Origin of the sequence: Tatumella ptyseos ATCC 33301, from assembly GCF_000735525.1 — a bacterium.
Classification (GTDB): domain Bacteria; phylum Pseudomonadota; class Gammaproteobacteria; order Enterobacterales; family Enterobacteriaceae; genus Tatumella; species Tatumella ptyseos.
The window spans coordinates 22,129-39,391 of record NZ_JMPR01000011.1; the positions used below are offsets into that span (position 1 = coordinate 22,129).

A 17,263-nucleotide genomic window follows, 5' to 3' on the forward strand; every position below is an offset into this window, starting at 1 on the left:
GGCATAGGCATAAGGCAGTGAAATCCGTATAATGCGCAGCCAGTTAATAGCCGTCGGAGAAAGAACATGCGTCCAGCAGGCCGTAGTGCACAACAGGTGCGTCCAGTCACCCTGACCCGCCATTACACCAAACATGCTGAAGGTTCAGTGCTGGTGGAATTCGGGGAAACCAAAGTACTTTGTACGGCCACAGTGGAAGAAAGTGTCCCGCGTTTTCTGAAAGGAAAAGGCCAGGGATGGGTAACCGCAGAGTACGGTATGTTACCGCGTTCTACCCATAGTCGTATGGCCAGGGAAGCCGCGAAAGGGAAACAGGGGGGAAGAACCCTTGAAATCCAGCGTCTGATCGCACGTTCTTTGCGTGCTGCTGTGGATTTACAGGCTCTGGGTGAATATACCATCACTCTGGATTGTGATGTGATCCAGGCTGACGGCGGCACCCGTACTGCATCTATTACCGGTGCCTGTGTGGCATTGGCCGATGCACTGAATGCCCTCGTGGCTGCCGGGAAACTGAAAGCCAACCCGATGAAAGGTATGGTCGCTGCGATTTCTGTCGGCATTGTTGAGGGAGAAGCTGTCTGTGATCTCGAATATGTAGAAGACTCAGCAGCAGATACCGATATGAATGTTGTCATGATGGAAGATGGCAGAATGATCGAAGTGCAGGGGACGGCAGAAGGCGAACCGTTCAGCCACGAAGAATTGCTCAGCCTGTTGGCCCTGGCGCGTGGCGGTATTGATACCCTGATCGATGCACAAAAGGCTGCGTTAGCGATCTGACAGACAGGCGACCCCCGGGTCGCTTTTTTTATATGAGGAATAAAATGAAACCCTGGCAACGTGAATTTATTGAATTTGCACTGGATAAACAGGTTCTGAAGTTTGGCGAATTTACGCTGAAATCAGGACGTAAGAGCCCTTACTTCTTTAATGCAGGTCTCTTTAATACCGGACGGGATTTAGCCCGCCTGGGCCGTTTTTATGCACAGGCGCTCACGGACTCAGGGATCAGCTTCGATTTACTTTTCGGACCCGCCTATAAAGGTATTCCGATTGCCACGACGACAGCAGTGGCGCTGGCCGATCATCATGACCACGATGTTCCTTACTGCTTTAACCGGAAGGAAGCTAAAGATCATGGTGAAGGCGGCTTATTAGTCGGCAGCCCGTTACAGGGAAGGATCATGCTGGTGGATGATGTCATCACGGCCGGTACGGCTATCCGTGAATCGATGGAAATTATTGCGGCGCATAAAGCCACCCTGGCCGGAGTATTAATTTCACTGGATCGCCAGGAACGGGGCCGCGGTGATATTTCTGCCATTCAGGAAGTTGAGCGTGATTATCAGTGCCAGGTGACGTCAATCATTTCCCTGAATGATCTCATCTGCTATCTGGAAGAGAAACCGGAAATGGCAGAGCATCTGACAGCCGTACGTGCATACCAGCAACAATACGGCATCTGACGTCTTTAATAATCTAGCGGGCAAGCAGCCCGCTGAATTATTGAAGCTGCATTGCCAGTAAGGGCCAGCGGCTTTCGAACTCAGCAGTCGGACGGAAGCGGAACTCTGATCTGACAAACCGCGAAAGTAACCCTTCACAAAATGCCAGTAACTGGCTGGCCAGCAGAGTTTCATCTGTCATGAAACCTTCGCCCTCACGCAGTTTTTTCTCACGCATGACCAGACGCAGCTGTACTTCAATACGTTCAAATAATTGATTAATTCTGTCCTGCAGACGGTCTTGCTCAAACATCAGCGCATGTCCGGTAAGAATGCGTGTCAGCCCGGGGTTACGCTCACCGAAACCCAGGATTAACTGGATAATCAGTTTTAACCGCATCAGCGTTTCTTTTTCATCATTCAGAATAAGATTGATGCGGGTAATCAGACTGTCTTCGATAAACTCGATAAGACTGTCAAACATTTTTGTCTTGCTTGGAAAGTGGCGATACAGAGCTGCCTCTGAGACGCCTACATTCGCAGCCAGCTTAGCGGTTGTTATACGCTGACTACCATCCCCGGACTCCAGCATCTGCGCCAGTGCCTGCAAAATCTCTTCGCGACGATTCCGTTTCGCGTTCTTTTTTTCTGCCATGTGTTAAAGGACCCCTGAAAATCACCTTAAAACGCTGTACCGGTTCACTAACTCCGGAGTACCGGTGCCGTGTTGAGTGGCTTTTTTTACTGGCCACTTTTTGTGAGCACACAAGTTCCGGTTCATGTTATCTGTTGCCAGGGAACCGGAAGATGAAAGGTACAGAAGTTGCTGCTGATAAATTACTGACGACCGGAGTGACCAAAGCCGCCTTCACCGCGTTCACTGGTATTGAATTCTTCAACCAGGTTGAACTCAGCCTGTACGACCGGGACAAAGACTAACTGTGCAATGCGATCCCCTGGCTGGATGGTAAATGCCTCCTGAGCGCGATTCCAGACGGAAACCATGAGCTGCCCCTGGTAGTCAGAATCGATCAACCCGACCAGGTTTCCCAGAACGATACCGTGCTTATGCCCAAGCCCGGAACGTGGCAGGATCACAGCGGCCAGCTGAGGGTCAGCGACGTGGATAGCCAGTCCGGTCGGTAACAAGGTGGTGTCACCTGGCTGAAGGGTTAACGGTGCATCGATACAAGCCCGTAAGTCGAGACCCGCAGATCCCGGGGTGGCATAAGCCGGCAGCGGGAATTCTTTCCCGACACGCGGGTCGAGGATTTTAATGTCGATTTTTTTCTTCATAAAGGCGGACTATCTCGTCTAATAATTGCTGGCCAAGGAGTTGTTTCGTACTAAGGGGTAGTACTTTCTCTCCCTCCTGCCAAAAAAGGTGAAGCGCATTATGGTCACTTTTGAATCCTTGTTCAGTCAGAGACACATCATTGGCGCAAACTAAATCCAGCTGTTTTCGTATTCTTTTCTGCCGGGCGTATTCTTCCACATTACGTGTTTCCGCCGCAAATCCGACCACATAGGGGCGATACTGTTCCAGTGCTGCGACACCGGCAACAATGTCCGGATTTTTAACCAGTTGTAGCATCAGTGAGTCATCACTTTGCTCTTGTTTTTTTATTTTATCACTGGCTATGGTTGCCGCCCGATAATCAGCGACAGCCGCAGTGCTGATAAAGATATGCTGCTGACGGATATCCGTCATGACGGCCGCTTGCATATCAAGCGCCGTCGTTACGTCGATACGTCTGACGCCGTGCGGGGTGGGTAATACTACCGGTCCGGCAACCAGCGTAACACTGGCACCACGTCGGGCAGCGGCATCTGCGATGGCAAACCCCATTTTACCTGAGCTGTGGTTCGTAATATAGCGCACAGGATCCAGGGCTTCCTGTGTCGGGCCTGCAGTGATCATTACGTTCAGATGTTGCAAATCTGTGACAGCACCGGCAAGGCAAATAGCATGGCGAACGATCTCATCCGGGTCAAGCATTCTTCCCGGGCCGATATCACCACAAGCCTGGCTTCCGCTGTCCGGTCCCCAGAGATGTATTCCGTGTTTCTCAAGGCGATGCAAATTTTCCTGAGTAATTGACGAACGGTACATTTGCTGGTTCATTGCCGGTACTACCGCGACAGGCGCAGCGGTGGCCAGACAGGCTGTGGTCACCAGGTCGTTTGCCATTCCCTGACCGATACGGGCGATAATATCTGCAGTAGCCGGCGCGATAATGACGAGATCTGCCCATTTTGCCAGTTCAATATGTCCCATCGCCGCTTCGGCGGCTGGATCCAGCAGATGATCAAGCACCGGGTAACCACTGACAGCCTGCAAACTCAGGGGGGTAATAAATTCCTTTGCGGCATCCGTCATCATGACTCTGACGTCGGCGCCCCGTTCGCGCAAACGGCGTACCAGTTCCGGAGTTTTATAGGCGGCGATACCACCGCTGATCCCCAGCAGGATCTTTTTACCGACTAATTCCATCATTTTCGCCTCATGTTTGTCCCCGTTGCCGTAAAGCCCGGCCACGACAACGGCATTTTATCATATTCACGGTCCGGCAAAACGGTTAAGGGTACAGAATGTGGCTTACGGTCCGGTTAGCAATACGGTGCTGTTTTTCCGCGATACCCGATCAGCGCTCTGTGATCCCGTGCCGCCTTTCTGCCGGTGTCCATAGAATCCGGCGGGACAGTGCAATACAGTGCAGAGAACGGAGAGGAGGTGACTATGGATGAACTACTACCCAGAGAAAAGCTGAGCAGATTTGGTGCAGAGGCGTTAACGGATACAGAACTGCTGGCGATATTTTTGCGTACAGGCGTCACAGGGATGGGGGTGATGGCGCTGGCAGAGGCGATTCTGAAGCAATTCGGTTCATTATATGCACTCATGAGCGCAGGGAAAGAAAATTACCTGGCGGTACACGGTATTGGCATGGCAAAAATGACCCAGTTGCTTGCGGTGACTGAACTTAGCCGCCGTTTTTTTCAGGCACAACTGCATACCGTGTCAGTGCTGGAAGACCCGGGCGCGACCTGGAATTATTTGGCCAGTCAGTTATCCCACCAGGAACGTGAAATTTTTATGGTGATCTTCCTGGATAATCAGCATCGGGTCCTGTCAGCCCAGAAAATGTTCACGGGTTCACTTAACAGTGTAGAGGTGCATCCACGGGAAATTGCCCGTGAAGCGTTGAAAATTAATGCAGCGGCATTAATACTGGCCCATAATCACCCCTCCGGAATAGCCGAACCTAGTCAGGCCGATAAAGACGTGACTCAACGTATTCATCAGGTCTGCAGGTTACTGAACATAAGGCTTTTAGACCATCTGGTGATCGGCAAAGGGCAATATGTCTCTTTTGCGGAACAGGGCTTGCTTTAGTATAAAAAGCGCGCATTCATTGCGGGGTACAGGCGAAAAACAGTAGTTTTTCGCCGATCCGAAGAGATCTTTATCTGTTCGGGACTTGAGCGTTTGCCCCGCAGAGCGTATACTACGCCACCTTTGAGAATCTCGGGTTTGGCGTTTAGGCCTGCTCAGCGGGTTCGCATTGAACTCGCCTGGATGGGTTAAAAGCCTGACGAGGCGGCCAGAACCTAAGTACAAAGCTCGAGCTGATTTGATTTTTGGAGATATGACATGTCACGAGTCTGCCAAGTAACTGGCAAGCGCCCGGTGAGCGGAAACAACCGTTCCCACGCACTGAACGCGACGAAACGCCGTTTCCTGCCTAACCTGCACTCACACCGTTTCTGGGTTGAGAGCGAAAAGCGTTTTGTTACCCTGCGTGTATCTGCTAAAGGTATGCGTATTATTGATAAAAAGGGCATTGATTCTGTATTAGCAGACATCCGTACCCGCGGTGAGAAGTACTAAGGAACTAAATCATGGCTAAAGGTATTCGTGAGAAGATCAAGCTGGTTTCTTCTGCTGGTACAGGTCACTTCTATACCACTACGAAGAACAAGCGTACTAAGCCGGAAAAACTGGAACTGAAAAAGTTCGATCCAGTTGTCCGTCAGCACGTTGTCTACAAAGAAGCTAAAATTAAATAATTTTGGTATTCTGAAAAAACCCGGCTCCGGCCGGGTTTTTTGTTTTCCGGGCCTGCAATTATCGTGTGTAAGGAGTATCGATGCCTGAACTACCTGAAGTAGAGACCAGTCGCCGGGGGATTGAACCTCATCTCACTGGCGCGACCGTACTTCATGCTGTGGTACGGAATTCCAGACTGCGCTGGCCCGTCTCCCCTGAAATCCTGTCACTCAGTGATCAGCCGGTACTGAGCGTGCAGCGCCGTGCGAAATATTTGCTACTGGAGTTACCGGAAGGCTGGATCATTATTCATCTGGGCATGTCCGGTAGTCTGCGGGTTTTGCCGGAAGAGTTACCGCCCGGAAAGCACGATCATGTGGACCTGGTCATGAGTAACGGCAAAATTCTGCGTTACACCGACCCCCGACGATTTGGTGCCTGGCTATGGGAGCGTGATCTCTCGACCAGCAGGGTACTCTCACACCTGGGGCCGGAGCCATTAAGCGAGGCCTTCACCGCCAGCGGGTTACAGGAGAAGTCACGGCGTAAGCGCATCGCTATCAAGCCCTGGCTGATGGATAATAAGCTGGTCGTGGGAGTAGGAAATATCTATGCCAGTGAATCTTTATTTGCTGCAGGTATCCTGCCGGACAGACTGGCCTGCGAGTTAACTGATAGCGAAGCCGCGACGTTGGTGAATTGTATTAAGCAGGTTCTGCAGCGGTCTATTGAGCAGGGCGGCACCACATTACGTGATTTCTTACAGACCGACGGAAAGCCTGGCTACTTTGCACAGGAGCTGCAGGTTTATGGCCGGGCCGGAGAACCCTGCCGTCAGTGCGGCAGCCTGATCCTCAGCGGCCGGCACGCACAGCGCAGCACGTACTGGTGCCCTGAATGCCAGCGTTAGTCGTTCAGCTTACTCAATAGCGCCTGACAGGTTTCCGGAGTGACAAATCCGGAGATATCCCCATGATGGCGGGCCACCTCTTTTACCAGAGACGAAGAGATAAAAGCATAGGCTTCGGCGGGGATCAGGAAGATACTTTCCAGGCCGGGTAATAAGTGATTATTCATCAGGGCCAGCTGACGTTCGTAGTCAAAGTCAGAGACGGAACGTACGCCCCGGATCAGGACATTTGCCTGCTGTTTTCTCGCGAAATCCGCCATCAGCTCACTGAAGCCTGTCACCTCGACATTGGACAGATGACAGGTTGCCTGTTGTGCCAGCGTCACCCGTTCTTCCAGCGTAAACATGGGTTGTTTCGTGCTGTTATACGCAATCGCCAGAATGACGTGGTCAAAGAGTCGGGAGGCCCGGGTAATGATATCCAGATGTCCCAGCGTCAGGGGATCAAAGGTTCCGGGATAAATCGCTCGGGTAGTCATCGCGGTCTCCGTCACTTCGTCCGGGTTAATGCCCAGAGTATGGCATATTTATTAAACGTATATTGCGCATTCACCAGCGCAAGTATCCACCCCTGACGGCCATCCAAAAAACCAGCCCGCAGAATGGCTGTTTTCAGCCATGCCGCCACGGAATGGCTGTAGACAGAAAAGAGTCCGCAGCGGCGGCCCTGTCGGGCACGTTGCTGTGCCCAGGCATTCGCATAGGCTAATTGCTTCTGTTGAAAATGATGCAGGTCGCGGCAGGTTAAATGCTGCAGATCGCCTGAAAGCCTGATGACCGCTGCACCCGGATGTTCGAGAGATTCATGCACCAGATGGGAATTATAGGTAAAGCTGGCAGGGTAAAGACGAGTAACCCTGTCCGGGTACCAGCCACTGTGTCGCATATAACGTCCAAGGAACCAGTTACTGCGTGCAATGCTGTAAACCTGGTGTGCCTGTGGCGGTTGTGACAAGAGCGTTTCAATCGACTGACGTAGTTCAGGCGTCACCCGTTCATCCGCATCAATCATCAGGATCATATCGCCGCTGGCGTATTGCTGGGCCTGCTGACGTTGGGGTCCGAAGCCGGGCCACTGAGTGTTCCGGAATACTTTGGCCCCCGCCTGACGGGCAATTTCACAGGTCTGATCGGTGCTTCCGGAGTCCAGTACAACGATTTCATCGGCCCAGTCCACAGAGGCCAGGCATTCCGGGATCAGCTCTGCTTCATTTTTTGTGATCATCACGACAGAAAGGCGCTGGCGAGTATTCATCAGTGTGTCCGTGGCGGAAGGTGAGGTTCAAGGAGATCCACTAAGCGTTGCAAGGCCCCCTGATTCCTGCGTAAAACGTCAACAGCATGGTGGCCAAGGTAGCGGCGGTAATCATCATCCTGTAATAATTTACTGACTTCACTGGTCAGAGAGTCGGTATCCGTTACTGTCAGCATACCCTGAGCATCCTGCAGCTTGCTGCAGATATCCTTAAAATTCCAGATATAAGGACCCATGATGACCGGAATAGCATGCGCCGCAGGTTCAAGGGGGTTATGACCGCCACGCTCGACCAGACTGCCGCCGACAAAAGCCAGATCGGCAATACCGTATAGCAACATAAGCTCACCCATCGTATCGCCTATCACAACCCGGGTGCCGGCCGACGGTATTTCACCACTGCTACGGGTGATATAGCTGAGACCGGCTTTTTGCGTCAGGGAAACAGCCTCCGGAAAACGTTCAGGGTGACGGGGCACGAGGATCAGTAGCAAATCCGGGTACTGCCGGAGCAGACGCTGATGGCTATCCAGAATAATACTTTCCTCACCTTCGTGGGTGCTGGTGGCTATCCAGACCGGCCGACGCGGAGCCCATTGACGACGTAAGGTGACGGCCCTGGCAGCCAGTTCCGGCGTGACTGAAATATCAAATTTCAGGCTGCCGGTCACGGCCAGGTGACTGCGTTTCAGGCCCAGCGCAACAAATCGTTCACCATCCTCAGCATTCTGGGCAGCAATAAGCGTAATACTACCCAGCAGGCGTTGCATAAAACGCCCCAGCTTCTGATAACCGCGGAACGAACGTTCAGATAATCGCGCATTCGCGATAACCAGCGGGATGTTCCGTTGGTGCAATATATGAATGAGTCCCGGCCAGAGCTCGGTTTCCATGATAATCATCAGCCGTGGTTTGGCGGTATTCAGAAAACGGTGCGTTGCTCCGGGTAAATCGTAGGGAAGATAGACATGACCGACATCTTTCCCAAAAGCCGACTGGGCACGCTCTGAGCCGGTAGGGGTCATGGTGGTCACCGTAATCGGAAGCGAGGGATAACGATGACGCAGTGCTCTGACCAGCGGTACGGCAGCCAGGGTCTCTCCGACAGACACGGAATGCAGAACGATACCTTCCGGCCTGACTTTGCCTTCGCAAAACCCATAGCGTTCTGCCCAGCGTTTACGGTAGGCAGGTGCTTTTCGGCTACGAATAAGTAATTTAACCCATATAAAGGGTTGAATCAGATAAAGAATTGTCTGGTATAAACGCAACAACATTATATGAATTCGGCTTGGGATGTTACAGGTATGGTAGCATAAATGTCAGTGAATAGGCATTTAACGCCGATGCTGAATAAGATGGAATAATCTCTGTTTTCCGGGCCATGCAGACCCGGAAAAGTCAGTTATCATGATAATAAAGTCTCATAAAGACGAAATAACTGTTCTGATAAATGTTCAGGCGTATAAGGGAGTATCGTTTCCCGCGCATGTCGTCCCATGTCCGAGTGCAAAGCCTGTAGGGGAAGTTGCCCGATAGCCTTAGTCATCCCGGGAATATCCAGGGCATCGGTGACAAAACCATTATGTCCTGATTGTATAAATTCAGAACCGCCACAGTGGGTACTGGTGATCACCGGTAATCCGCAAGCCATAGCTTCCAATATCACGTTCGGAAACGGATCGTAGAGTGTAGGCAGAAGTAATCCGTCGGCCAGCTGGTAAAAAGGTAATGTCTGAGGTTGCATACCTGCAAAATGCACCCGCTGCTCACATCCCAGCGAACGTGCAAGCTGGCGATAGCGTTGCTCCATTTTATCTCTGCCCACTACCAGTAAATGACTCCCGGTGGCAGAAATGGCTTCAATGGCTGCTTTAAGTCCCTTTCTTTCGAAGCCGGAACCGACAAAAATCAGACAATGCGCCTGTAACGGAATATTGTGTTGCTGGCGTAGTTGTTGACGTGTTTCTTCATCTGCCGGCCGGAATTTCTGATGATCGATAGCGTTATAAATGACATGGATTTTTTCTGGCGGGACCGCAAAGTCTTCAATGATTTCCTGCTTCACCATCGCGGCATTACAGATGACTGCTTTGAGATGTGGTGAGGTGTACATTTCATGTTCCGCCTGCATGACGTACCGGTGGTAGCGGTCGCCCATTAACTGGCGCTGTTTCCAACCCGACAGGATACGTGAACGCTGCAGTAACCAGCGGCGATGTACGCCATCGCCGGCACGGTAAATATCGCAACCGGCAATACGTTCATGGCTTTGAACAATATCGAATGCCTGTTTTTGCCAGAGCTTCCTGGCGGCACTGGCGAACCCTCGTTCCCGGCTGATGCGTCCCCATTTTATGGGGTCACACAGATGAATTTTCCAGTCAGGATCTGCATCTCCCTGCCACTGGCGGGTAATGACGTTGAGCTCCATCTCTTTATGATTTAATGCTTCAAGGGCCCTGGAGATAAACCGTTCGGCACCGCCATCCGGGCGATATTTCTGACGGACGATGGCCAGACGTATTTTTTTCATTTCAGTAGATCCCGTGCTGCAGTGAGCACTGTTTCAACCGGAATTAAATCCAGATAGCGTTTAGTCGTGTTGGTTTGAATGTTATCCGGGTCAGGTAACGCACCAAAATTTCCGGCCCAAATCGTTTCCCCTTTTCCTTCCCAGGGGTGCCAGAATGTCAGCTTGGAGGGGCCAAACAAAGCGACATAAGGCGTATTCAGGGCGGCGGCCATATGCATCGGCACAGAGTCGACACCGATAAAGAGTTCGGCCTGATCGATTAACGCGGCTAATTGGGGGAGAGTCATTTTTCCTGCCAGAGAAACAATATGCTCACCGTGGCTGAGTGACTGTATGTTGCCTGCCATCTCAGTTTCTGCCTGATCGGGGCCGGATGTCAGGACAATCGAATAGCCGTCAGCGGCCAGTTGTGTGATCAGTGCCGCCATTTTTTCGTCCGTCCAGCATTTAAAAAACCATCGGGATGACGGGTGTACCACAATGTACCGGCCGGTAATCAGCCTCTGTTTCAGCAATTGACGTATGGTATCTGCATCGGCTGGCAGATAGCTCATGGTAACTTCACTGCGGATATCCGGCAGCGCAAGAGGATCCAACAGGGAAAGATTTTGTTCAACCGTATGCATCGTAGCGTGCCCGGAGACCGGGACCAATTGCGAGTGGCAGAATCGCCACATTGCACCCTTCCGTTTAGGATAATCAAATCCTAAACGTTGTTTAGCCCCGGTAAAGCGAGTAATCAATGCACTACGCCATTGGTCAGCCAGATTAATGACTAAGTCATAATGCTGTGCTCTGAGTGTACGTAATAAACGCCATTCCCGGGAGATATGACGCAATGGCCCCAGCTTTTTCCAGGCCCTGTCGATGGAAAAACACTGATTGATAAGCGGGTTATTGATCAGCATAGCCTCTGTTTCTTTGTACAGAAGAACATCGATCCTGGCCCCGGGATAATTGGCATTGAGAGTTCTGATCACCGGAGTCGTCAATAACATATCACCATGATGGCGAAATTTAATAATCAGTATACTTTTAGGTGGAGGGGATGGTGCCGGCGTATGACTCATACCTGTCGCTTTTCTTAAATTAAAAAATCCCATTGAGGGCCTTTGCCTGATAACCCGGGTCGAATCTCTGCATGTCGCAGCATTCGACCCATTATCCCGCCATTAGTTCGCCAAAACTCACCTCAGGCGCAGGATAAGATCATCCACAGAATAACGAATAATTTTTGATAAACGACACTGTATCAAATAAATATGACAGCAGGGGAATGTTGCGGGAAAAATCCTGTTACCGCTGATGAATCATAACGCTTTATCGGCAGATTCTGTCAGTGTTAGCATCATGTACGCATGGATAAGAAGAGTTACCGCTCCGTTATTCAGATGGAGTGCTTAATGTTCCCGGAAATCATCGCACGAAAGATATCTGTCGGCCGGGGAAGGGGTAGTATTATTTTCAGCTTTATTCCATCATGTGAGGCACATGCTTCCCAACGGGAAATTTTCCGCTATTTCCTTCGGGTCCCGTGTTTTCAAAAGATTAGAATTTTCTTTTGATTTATATGGGTTTTTTATAGTGATATTTGATTGTCAGGGATGAGCCAGTCAAAATGAGAGAAACAAAGAAAAATAAAATCAGGCTGGTGAACGCCTGGTTAAGTCTTTTCCATCGTAATACCGCAAGCTCAGAAGAGAAGGCTGCACAACTTTCCTGCAGGGAGTTCCGTTCAATTCTGGTGTATTCAACAACCGCCCTTGGCGATTACATGTTTAATACACCCGCATTAAGGGCAATCCGCCGGCGTTATCCTGATGCCAGAATCACCCTGGTCGCTCACCCTAAATATGCGCAATTGCTGAAAGAGCGGGAATTCTATGATGATGTAGTGTTCTGGAACAATAAGATAGGCACCCTGGCGAGGGTGATTCGCGAGGCTAAAGCGTTCTCTCCTGAGCTGGCCATCATGCTGCATTCACATATTCCTTACGACATTCTCAGCGCAGCGATGGTGGGTTGCCGTTATCTGGTGCGTGACAATTACGGTAAAGATATCGGGGAACTATCACGCTGGCTGGTTTATGGCGTGGATCAATGTGAAGGGCATATTATCGGACGAAAAATGCAGCTGGTATCGGCTCTGGGATGCGATATCTCTGATGTCGATATGGCTCCGCCTTGTGCTTATATTCCGCAGCCAAAATCATCGTCAGTCTTCCGGGTCGGCTTTCAGCTGGGAGCCTCTACACGCATCCGGTGCTGGCCACCCGCGTATTTTGCAGAACTGGCCGGAAATATTTTACGTGAGTTCCCGGGGAGTGAGATCGTTCTTATCGGGTCGCCCGCGGAGGCTGATCTGGCCCGGCAAGTGATGGGATCTTGTTCACCGTCAGTCAGGGAGTCTGTGACCAGTTTTGTCGGAAAAACAACCTTACCTGAACTACTGGGGGTTATCTCCTCAATGGACATGCTGGTAACCGGTGATACCGGGCCTCTGCATTTGGCTATCGCCCTGAAAGTACCGACATTGAGCCTGTTTGTGACGGAATCACCTGAAAACAGTGGCCCCTATCAGGACCGCCATTTACATCGTTGTATTTATCTGCCTGCCACTGACCCACGGGTCACAGATAACGACGTGCCGCTGAAGGCGATTTCTGTTGCGACGGTATTCGCCGGACTGTCAGAAATGAAGATATCCCTGTCACTTCCTCAGCCGTAATAATCAGGCCCCCTTATCAGGACAGGGGGCTTACTGATTAATCAGTGCGATATATTGACGACAAACAGAGTCGAGTTGATACACAGACAATGATGTGTCACTCAGGGGGATGGGATGGCTGTCGATAAATTTGATTTTCTCTGCCAGTGATTCCGGTGTCAGATCCGAAAGTCCGGCCGCTAACGGACCGGTTAATATTTCTGCCGGTCCGCCTGCACAGCGCGTACTGACTACCTGAGTACCGCAGATCAGTGCCTCTGCTAATACATTACCAAAACCTTCGCTGTCTGAACTCAGGACAAGCATCCTGGCATTTTTTATCCATCGATACGGATTACTGTCGAATCCCCGGAATATCACCTTGTCAGTAATACGGAGTTCCCCGGCCAGTACCTGAAGCTTTCTTTTACTCTCTTCACTGCCTTCGCCGAGTAATACCAAAGGGCAGGTCAGGCCGCTCAGTGCATAGGCCCGTAACAGACGATCGTGACGTTTTACGGCATGGAAACGCCCGATATGTAGCAGATAACTTTTGGGCGGATAAGGTACAGGCTCAACCGCAGCGTTTTTGATAGCGGCGAAGTCAAAGGGATTAAAGATAACGGTTTGCTCTGCCGGAACGACAGAGAACTGCCGACAAAGATCGTCTGTCACATAGCGGGAGACGCCAATAATCTTTCTGTGGTGATATACACGGTGTATTTTCCTGGCTTTCAGCCAGCGCGAGGCCCCGGTACGGTGCCCGAGATAAGACGATGAAAAGACGCCATGCAGGCAGAACCAGGTTTTACTGGCAGCAATCTTTCGGCTGCGTCGGACAATTCGGTCTGTTTTATGCAGATGGGACAGAATCAGATCTGCGGGGCCCCGTTCGGCCGTGAGTTTACTGAATGTGTCATCAAGCTGGCGGGCACGACGGGACAGCTCTGTCAGTTTGCGCCAGGGGACTTTCGAGGTATCTTCAACCACCCGGTAATCCAGTCCATCGGGTAATGTGTAATTACAAACATCGCGCAGAGAAATCAGTGAGACCCGGTGTCCTTGTGTAATAAACCCCTGCGCCAGCGTTAAAACCACTTTTTCAGCACCGCCGCCTGGCAGACCATCAATAATCATTATGATATGATGTTGTGACATTGTTTATATCCTTCTGTGGGAACGTGCGGTTATCGAAAACGGATAAAGAGGATCTTTCTCCCGTTCAGTGACGAAAAACCGGCCGGAATCTCCTGTGAGCGTATGCAAAAATACCAGAAAAACTGCCTGGTAAACATCAGAGATAATTCATGAGCAGACCTGCTTTTCTCATCACCATCGATACCGAAGGTGATAATCTGTGGCAAAATCATCGGATAATAGCCACGGAAAACACCCGCTTCCTCTCCCGTTTTCAGCAACTCTGTGAGAAATACCAGTTCAAACCTACCTGGCTTACGAACTATGAGATGGCGAAAGACCCGGCGTATGTGGAATTTGCCAGTGATGTCATTGCAAGAAATCAGGGGGAAGTAGGGATGCATTTGCATGCCTGGAACAGCCCTCCGGAATATCCGCTGACCGATGATGACTGGAAATGGCAGCCTTATATGATCGAATATCCGGATGATATTCTGGAGGCCAAAGTCCGCTTCATGACAGAGTTACTTGAAGAGTCTTTCGGGGTTCCGATGAAAAGTCATCGGGCCGGACGCTGGGCATTTGACGAGCGTTATGCGGCCGTCCTGACCCGACTGGGTTACTGTGTTGACTGTTCCGTGACGCCGCGTGTGAATTGGCAGTTTACTGCCGGAGCCCCTCAGGGCAATGGCGGGACAAATTACACCGGATTTCCGCGTGAAGCCTATTTTATTGATCCTCAGGATATTTCCAAAGCAGGCCCGGGAACATTGTTAGAAATACCGATGAGTACGGACTATAAGTATTCTCCGGGGGTCCGGCGTATTAAACAGGGAATTGATAAGCTCCGGGGCCGACGGCGTTCTCCGGCTGTTTATTGGTTGCGGCCTTCCAGAGATAATCTCAGTGCTATGAAACGGGTGGTTGAGCGTAATCTGGCATCGGGCAGTGATTATGTAGAATTTATGCTGCATTCCTCTGAATTTATGCCTGGCGGTAGCCCGACGTTTAAGACAGCGGCGGATATCGAAACCCTGTATGAAAACCTCGAACAACTGTTTGCCTGGCTGCAGCCGCAGACCAGCGGGATGACACTGTTTGAGTATTATATCGACAGGACGCAGAGGGCGAAAAACTCTTAGTTTCCGGGTTATCTTCGCCCGATAACGGACTTATCAGGCGAAGACGATAAAGCATAACCGATCGGGAACCAGAACAGATACCAAAACTCCTGCGGATTTCCGATGATAAACATTCCCTGCGTCGTATAAAAAAGCATGCTGAAAATCATGAGTATTGCACCACAGTGATCCCCGTGTTTAGAATTTTTCAACGCAATATTCAGGGGGTAAACCAGCAGAGAAAGCAGTAATCCGCCTCCGATAATACCGCCTTTGAGCAGTGCTCCGATATACAGGCTGTGAGTGGTATGTATATGCTCTCCGGAATAATTAATGAAGTTCAGCTGATAACCGAATCCGTTACCGATGATGTAGTGGTGGGAAAAAAGCTCAAGACTGTGCTTCCAGATACTGAAGCGTAAGAAAGATTGCGTATATGCCTCCTCTGCCCGTAACTGAATCAAAGTGACCAGCGTGGTAGTTTCAATAAAAATTGCTGATGAAATAATTATTGCTAATGAAATAGTAATATTCTTGCGGGTCAGTCCCGGCAACCCCTTACCGATAAAGATCGCGATAATTAATGAAAGAAAAGGGCCCCTGCTTTGAGTCAGCAGGATAAAAAAAATGAACAGCATCATGCAGGGAAACAGTAATTTATTTTTTGTTTCCTGATAAAGTGATATTGATAATATTAATGCAATGCAGGCCAGTCCGGAAAGATCTATCACGTTTTCCGCTGTCGGATTATGGTTGGTTACCGGGCCACGGTTAAGGACTACCTGAAAATTTGATACCAGCAGCCAGGTAAATACAGCTGAAAACCCCAGGATAATCAGTCCCAGGGTCACCTTCCTGTCCGGTGAACTGAGGATCACCGCTGTCATGGTAATATAGAATAAGATATAGAGGCTATGAGTCAGGGTCGCCGTGATATTACCCGGATTTTCCGACCAGAGGTTACTTAGTGAAAAGTAAAATAAAAAAACAGCGACAATCAGTAGTCCCCGGATGAGAACAGAGTTAGTCATCAAAGCATAGAAAGGCTTCTTGTTTACGATTAAATGGAAAATAAAAAGCAGAATTGACAGATGTAAAAGGTTATTGGTTTTTGTTGAACCATTAAAGATGGTGTTGAAAAATAAGAATCCGGTAAAAATAAAAGCATAAGGTATGAACATCCTTTTACTGTCTGAGAAAGAAATCATTCCCATTTTCCTTCCTAAAAATAGAATCAGGTATTGCACTCTGAGGCGATAAATTGATGACTTTCACTCCATTTTTTCTTAATATTTCACTGGCAAGTTTAAAGGAGGGGATTATCGTACTTTCCAGGAAGTCATCCAGTAGTGTCGGAAGTTTATCCTGACTATCTTCATAAAATCTGGGTCGGTTGAAGTTATTCATATCCAGACCGATAATATATATCTTTTCAAAGCCACAGAAAAATAATATCTGTAATCCCCAGTAAACGACAGTGGCGGCATCTGCAATTCCGTGTCTTATGTCGCTATTGAATGCAATATCTTCTCTCTCATTACTATAAAGGATCCCTGGCGGTGGCCGCAGGGTATGTCTGATATTCTTTATAGGGACAAAAGGTTCGTAAATCTTGTAACTGATATCTTCTATCGGGATTAATGTACACTTTATTTGTTCGCGCCCGAAGTTATCAACTATATTAATGATTCCGTGCACCGTGGTGAACAACTTTATGGCTGGATCTGCAATGATATTCTGTACTATCTGCGGTCTGTCGTTAAAGAAACCCATATCGACAATGATGTAAAAACAGAAATTAACTTTTTTATTCAGATGATACGCCCCGTTAACCCCCATTGCCGGAATGGAGGGGAACAGGTCAAAATTGAGTGAGTTTACCGATGGCCCTGTCGCAGAAAGCAGTATTTCACCCTGATACCGGGAGGCGAACTCAGACAGTCCGGTAACCGGAATCTGCTGCTGCTTGTAGGAAACCGAGATGATCTCCCCGGTGCCGGCCCGGCGTATTTTAACAAAAGGCCAAAGCGTTTCATTATGCCGGAGGGATCTTGGGTGAGAATAACGGTATAGCTGCTTATAGAAAGAGCCCATCTTT

Annotated in this window: 19 protein-coding genes; 8 read left to right on the forward strand and 11 right to left on the reverse strand. The window is 49.7% G+C overall.

Annotated elements, in window-relative coordinates:
- Window positions 1-66: 66 nt before the first annotated feature.
- Both rph and pyrE read left to right on the forward strand, forming a co-directional pair.
- Window positions 67-783 carry a ribonuclease PH gene (rph, locus tag GTPT_RS02985; RefSeq protein WP_025902426.1) on the forward strand — a complete coding sequence of 239 codons (717 nt, stop codon included), beginning with the start codon at window positions 67-69 and terminating at the stop codon, window positions 781-783.
- 44 nt (window positions 784-827) lie between these two features.
- The gene (gene pyrE, locus GTPT_RS02990) at window positions 828-1,469 is read left to right on the forward strand and encodes an orotate phosphoribosyltransferase (protein WP_025902425.1); all 642 of its coding nucleotides are present in this window, start codon (window positions 828-830) and stop codon (window positions 1,467-1,469) included.
- Window positions 1,470-1,506: 37 nt separating this feature from the next.
- Here the strand turns inward: pyrE and slmA are convergent, their stop codons facing one another.
- The 3 genes from slmA to coaBC form a co-directional block, all read right to left on the reverse strand.
- Window positions 1,507-2,103 carry a nucleoid occlusion factor SlmA gene (gene slmA, locus GTPT_RS02995; protein ID WP_025902424.1) on the reverse strand — a complete coding sequence of 199 codons (597 nt, stop codon included), beginning with the start codon at window positions 2,101-2,103 and terminating at the stop codon, window positions 1,507-1,509.
- Between the two features lie 182 nt (window positions 2,104-2,285).
- Window positions 2,286-2,744, reverse strand: a complete 459-nt coding sequence (dut, locus tag GTPT_RS03000) for a dUTP diphosphatase (RefSeq protein WP_025902423.1) — start codon at window positions 2,742-2,744, stop codon at window positions 2,286-2,288.
- On the reverse strand, window positions 2,722-3,942 hold the full coding sequence (coaBC, locus tag GTPT_RS03005; RefSeq protein ID WP_029991673.1) for a bifunctional phosphopantothenoylcysteine decarboxylase/phosphopantothenate--cysteine ligase CoaBC: 1,221 nt from the start codon (window positions 3,940-3,942) through the stop codon (window positions 2,722-2,724). The genes dut and coaBC overlap by 23 nt, the downstream gene beginning before the upstream one ends.
- A 246-nt stretch (window positions 3,943-4,188) precedes the next feature.
- Between coaBC and radC the strand changes: the two genes are divergently transcribed.
- The 4 genes from radC (at window position 4,189) to mutM (ending at window position 6,409) form a co-directional block, all read left to right on the forward strand.
- Window positions 4,189-4,845, forward strand: coding sequence for a RadC family protein (gene radC, locus GTPT_RS03010; protein ID WP_025902421.1), 657 nt, complete (start codon window positions 4,189-4,191; stop codon window positions 4,843-4,845).
- Window positions 4,846-5,103: 258 nt separating this feature from the next.
- On the forward strand, window positions 5,104-5,340 hold the full coding sequence (rpmB, locus tag GTPT_RS03015; protein WP_025902420.1) for a 50S ribosomal protein L28: 237 nt from the start codon (window positions 5,104-5,106) through the stop codon (window positions 5,338-5,340).
- 11 nt (window positions 5,341-5,351) lie between these two features.
- On the forward strand, window positions 5,352-5,519 hold the full coding sequence (rpmG, locus tag GTPT_RS03020; RefSeq protein ID WP_002436700.1) for a 50S ribosomal protein L33: 168 nt from the start codon (window positions 5,352-5,354) through the stop codon (window positions 5,517-5,519).
- A gap of 80 nt (window positions 5,520-5,599) precedes the next feature.
- On the forward strand, window positions 5,600-6,409 hold the full coding sequence (mutM, locus tag GTPT_RS03025; protein ID WP_025902419.1) for a bifunctional DNA-formamidopyrimidine glycosylase/DNA-(apurinic or apyrimidinic site) lyase: 810 nt from the start codon (window positions 5,600-5,602) through the stop codon (window positions 6,407-6,409).
- On the opposite strand, the gene coaD is transcribed toward mutM, so the two are convergent.
- From coaD to rfaQ, 5 genes are all read right to left on the reverse strand, one after another.
- The gene (gene coaD, locus GTPT_RS03030) at window positions 6,406-6,888 is read right to left on the reverse strand and encodes a pantetheine-phosphate adenylyltransferase (protein ID WP_025902418.1); all 483 of its coding nucleotides are present in this window, start codon (window positions 6,886-6,888) and stop codon (window positions 6,406-6,408) included. The genes mutM and coaD overlap by 4 nt on opposite strands.
- Window positions 6,889-6,899: 11 nt before the next feature.
- Complete coding sequence (locus tag GTPT_RS03035) at window positions 6,900-7,664, reverse strand: glycosyltransferase family 2 protein (RefSeq protein WP_029991674.1); 765 nt, start codon at window positions 7,662-7,664, stop codon at window positions 6,900-6,902.
- Complete coding sequence (gene waaA / locus GTPT_RS03040; RefSeq protein WP_025902417.1) at window positions 7,664-8,941, reverse strand: lipid IV(A) 3-deoxy-D-manno-octulosonic acid transferase; 1,278 nt, start codon at window positions 8,939-8,941, stop codon at window positions 7,664-7,666. The genes GTPT_RS03035 and waaA overlap by 1 nt, the downstream gene beginning before the upstream one ends.
- 131 nt (window positions 8,942-9,072) lie before the next feature.
- Window positions 9,073-10,200: a glycosyltransferase family 4 protein gene (locus GTPT_RS03045; RefSeq protein WP_029991675.1), complete on the reverse strand. Its 1,128-nt coding sequence runs from the start codon at window positions 10,198-10,200 to the stop codon at window positions 9,073-9,075.
- The gene (gene rfaQ, locus GTPT_RS03050) at window positions 10,197-11,270 is read right to left on the reverse strand and encodes a putative lipopolysaccharide heptosyltransferase III (RefSeq protein ID WP_029991676.1); all 1,074 of its coding nucleotides are present in this window, start codon (window positions 11,268-11,270) and stop codon (window positions 10,197-10,199) included. Before rfaQ ends, GTPT_RS03045 begins: the two co-directional genes overlap by 4 nt.
- A gap of 548 nt (window positions 11,271-11,818) precedes the next feature.
- Between rfaQ and GTPT_RS03055 the strand changes: the two genes are divergently transcribed.
- Window positions 11,819-12,928 carry a glycosyltransferase family 9 protein gene (locus GTPT_RS03055; protein ID WP_029991677.1) on the forward strand — a complete coding sequence of 370 codons (1,110 nt, stop codon included), beginning with the start codon at window positions 11,819-11,821 and terminating at the stop codon, window positions 12,926-12,928.
- A gap of 30 nt (window positions 12,929-12,958) precedes the next feature.
- Here GTPT_RS03055 and GTPT_RS03060 read toward each other — a convergent pair whose 3' ends face one another.
- A complete protein-coding gene (locus tag GTPT_RS03060) occupies window positions 12,959-14,065 on the reverse strand; it encodes a glycosyltransferase (protein ID WP_029991679.1) in 1,107 nt (368 codons plus the stop codon).
- Window positions 14,066-14,214: 149 nt separating this feature from the next.
- On the opposite strand from GTPT_RS03060, the gene GTPT_RS03065 reads away from it, so the two are divergent.
- Window positions 14,215-15,186: a polysaccharide deacetylase family protein gene (locus GTPT_RS03065; RefSeq protein WP_029991680.1), complete on the forward strand. Its 972-nt coding sequence runs from the start codon at window positions 14,215-14,217 to the stop codon at window positions 15,184-15,186.
- Window positions 15,187-15,194: 8 nt separating this feature from the next.
- Here GTPT_RS03065 and GTPT_RS03070 read toward each other — a convergent pair whose 3' ends face one another.
- Both GTPT_RS03070 and GTPT_RS03075 read right to left on the reverse strand, forming a co-directional pair.
- The gene (locus tag GTPT_RS03070) at window positions 15,195-16,196 is read right to left on the reverse strand and encodes an O-antigen ligase family protein (RefSeq protein ID WP_241964932.1); all 1,002 of its coding nucleotides are present in this window, start codon (window positions 16,194-16,196) and stop codon (window positions 15,195-15,197) included.
- A 154-nt stretch (window positions 16,197-16,350) separates the two neighbouring features.
- Window positions 16,351-17,259 carry a sugar glycosyltransferase gene (locus tag GTPT_RS03075; protein WP_029991682.1) on the reverse strand — a complete coding sequence of 303 codons (909 nt, stop codon included), beginning with the start codon at window positions 17,257-17,259 and terminating at the stop codon, window positions 16,351-16,353.
- Window positions 17,260-17,263: the final 4 nt, after the last annotated feature.

Bases quoted from the DNA above. Each gene is read 5' to 3' on its own strand.
- GTPT_RS03035 (WP_029991674.1), bottom strand. From the start codon at position 7,664: ATGAATACTCGCCAGCGCCTTTCTGTCGTGATGATCACAAAAAATGAA.
- slmA (WP_025902424.1), bottom strand. From the start codon at position 2,103: ATGGCAGAAAAAAAGAACGCGAAACGGAATCGTCGCGAAGAGATTTTG.
- pyrE (WP_025902425.1), top strand. From the start codon at position 828: ATGAAACCCTGGCAACGTGAATTTATTGAATTTGCACTGGATAAACAG.
- GTPT_RS03060 (WP_029991679.1), bottom strand. From the start codon at position 14,065: ATGTCACAACATCATATCATAATGATTATTGATGGTCTGCCAGGCGGC.
- coaD (WP_025902418.1), bottom strand. From the start codon at position 6,888: ATGACTACCCGAGCGATTTATCCCGGAACCTTTGATCCCCTGACGCTG.
- waaA (WP_025902417.1), bottom strand. From the start codon at position 8,941: ATGTTGTTGCGTTTATACCAGACAATTCTTTATCTGATTCAACCCTTT.
- radC (WP_025902421.1), top strand. From the start codon at position 4,189: ATGGATGAACTACTACCCAGAGAAAAGCTGAGCAGATTTGGTGCAGAG.
- GTPT_RS03075 (WP_029991682.1), bottom strand. From the start codon at position 17,259: ATGGGCTCTTTCTATAAGCAGCTATACCGTTATTCTCACCCAAGATCC.
- GTPT_RS03055 (WP_029991677.1), top strand. From the start codon at position 11,819: ATGAGAGAAACAAAGAAAAATAAAATCAGGCTGGTGAACGCCTGGTTA.
- coaBC (WP_029991673.1), bottom strand. From the start codon at position 3,942: ATGGAATTAGTCGGTAAAAAGATCCTGCTGGGGATCAGCGGTGGTATC.
- GTPT_RS03065 (WP_029991680.1), top strand. From the start codon at position 14,215: ATGAGCAGACCTGCTTTTCTCATCACCATCGATACCGAAGGTGATAAT.
- mutM (WP_025902419.1), top strand. From the start codon at position 5,600: ATGCCTGAACTACCTGAAGTAGAGACCAGTCGCCGGGGGATTGAACCT.
- rpmG (WP_002436700.1), top strand. From the start codon at position 5,352: ATGGCTAAAGGTATTCGTGAGAAGATCAAGCTGGTTTCTTCTGCTGGT.
- rpmB (WP_025902420.1), top strand. From the start codon at position 5,104: ATGTCACGAGTCTGCCAAGTAACTGGCAAGCGCCCGGTGAGCGGAAAC.
- GTPT_RS03045 (WP_029991675.1), bottom strand. From the start codon at position 10,200: ATGAAAAAAATACGTCTGGCCATCGTCCGTCAGAAATATCGCCCGGAT.
- GTPT_RS03070 (WP_241964932.1), bottom strand. From the start codon at position 16,196: ATGACTAACTCTGTTCTCATCCGGGGACTACTGATTGTCGCTGTTTTT.
- dut (WP_025902423.1), bottom strand. From the start codon at position 2,744: ATGAAGAAAAAAATCGACATTAAAATCCTCGACCCGCGTGTCGGGAAA.
- rfaQ (WP_029991676.1), bottom strand. From the start codon at position 11,270: ATGAGTCATACGCCGGCACCATCCCCTCCACCTAAAAGTATACTGATT.
- rph (WP_025902426.1), top strand. From the start codon at position 67: ATGCGTCCAGCAGGCCGTAGTGCACAACAGGTGCGTCCAGTCACCCTG.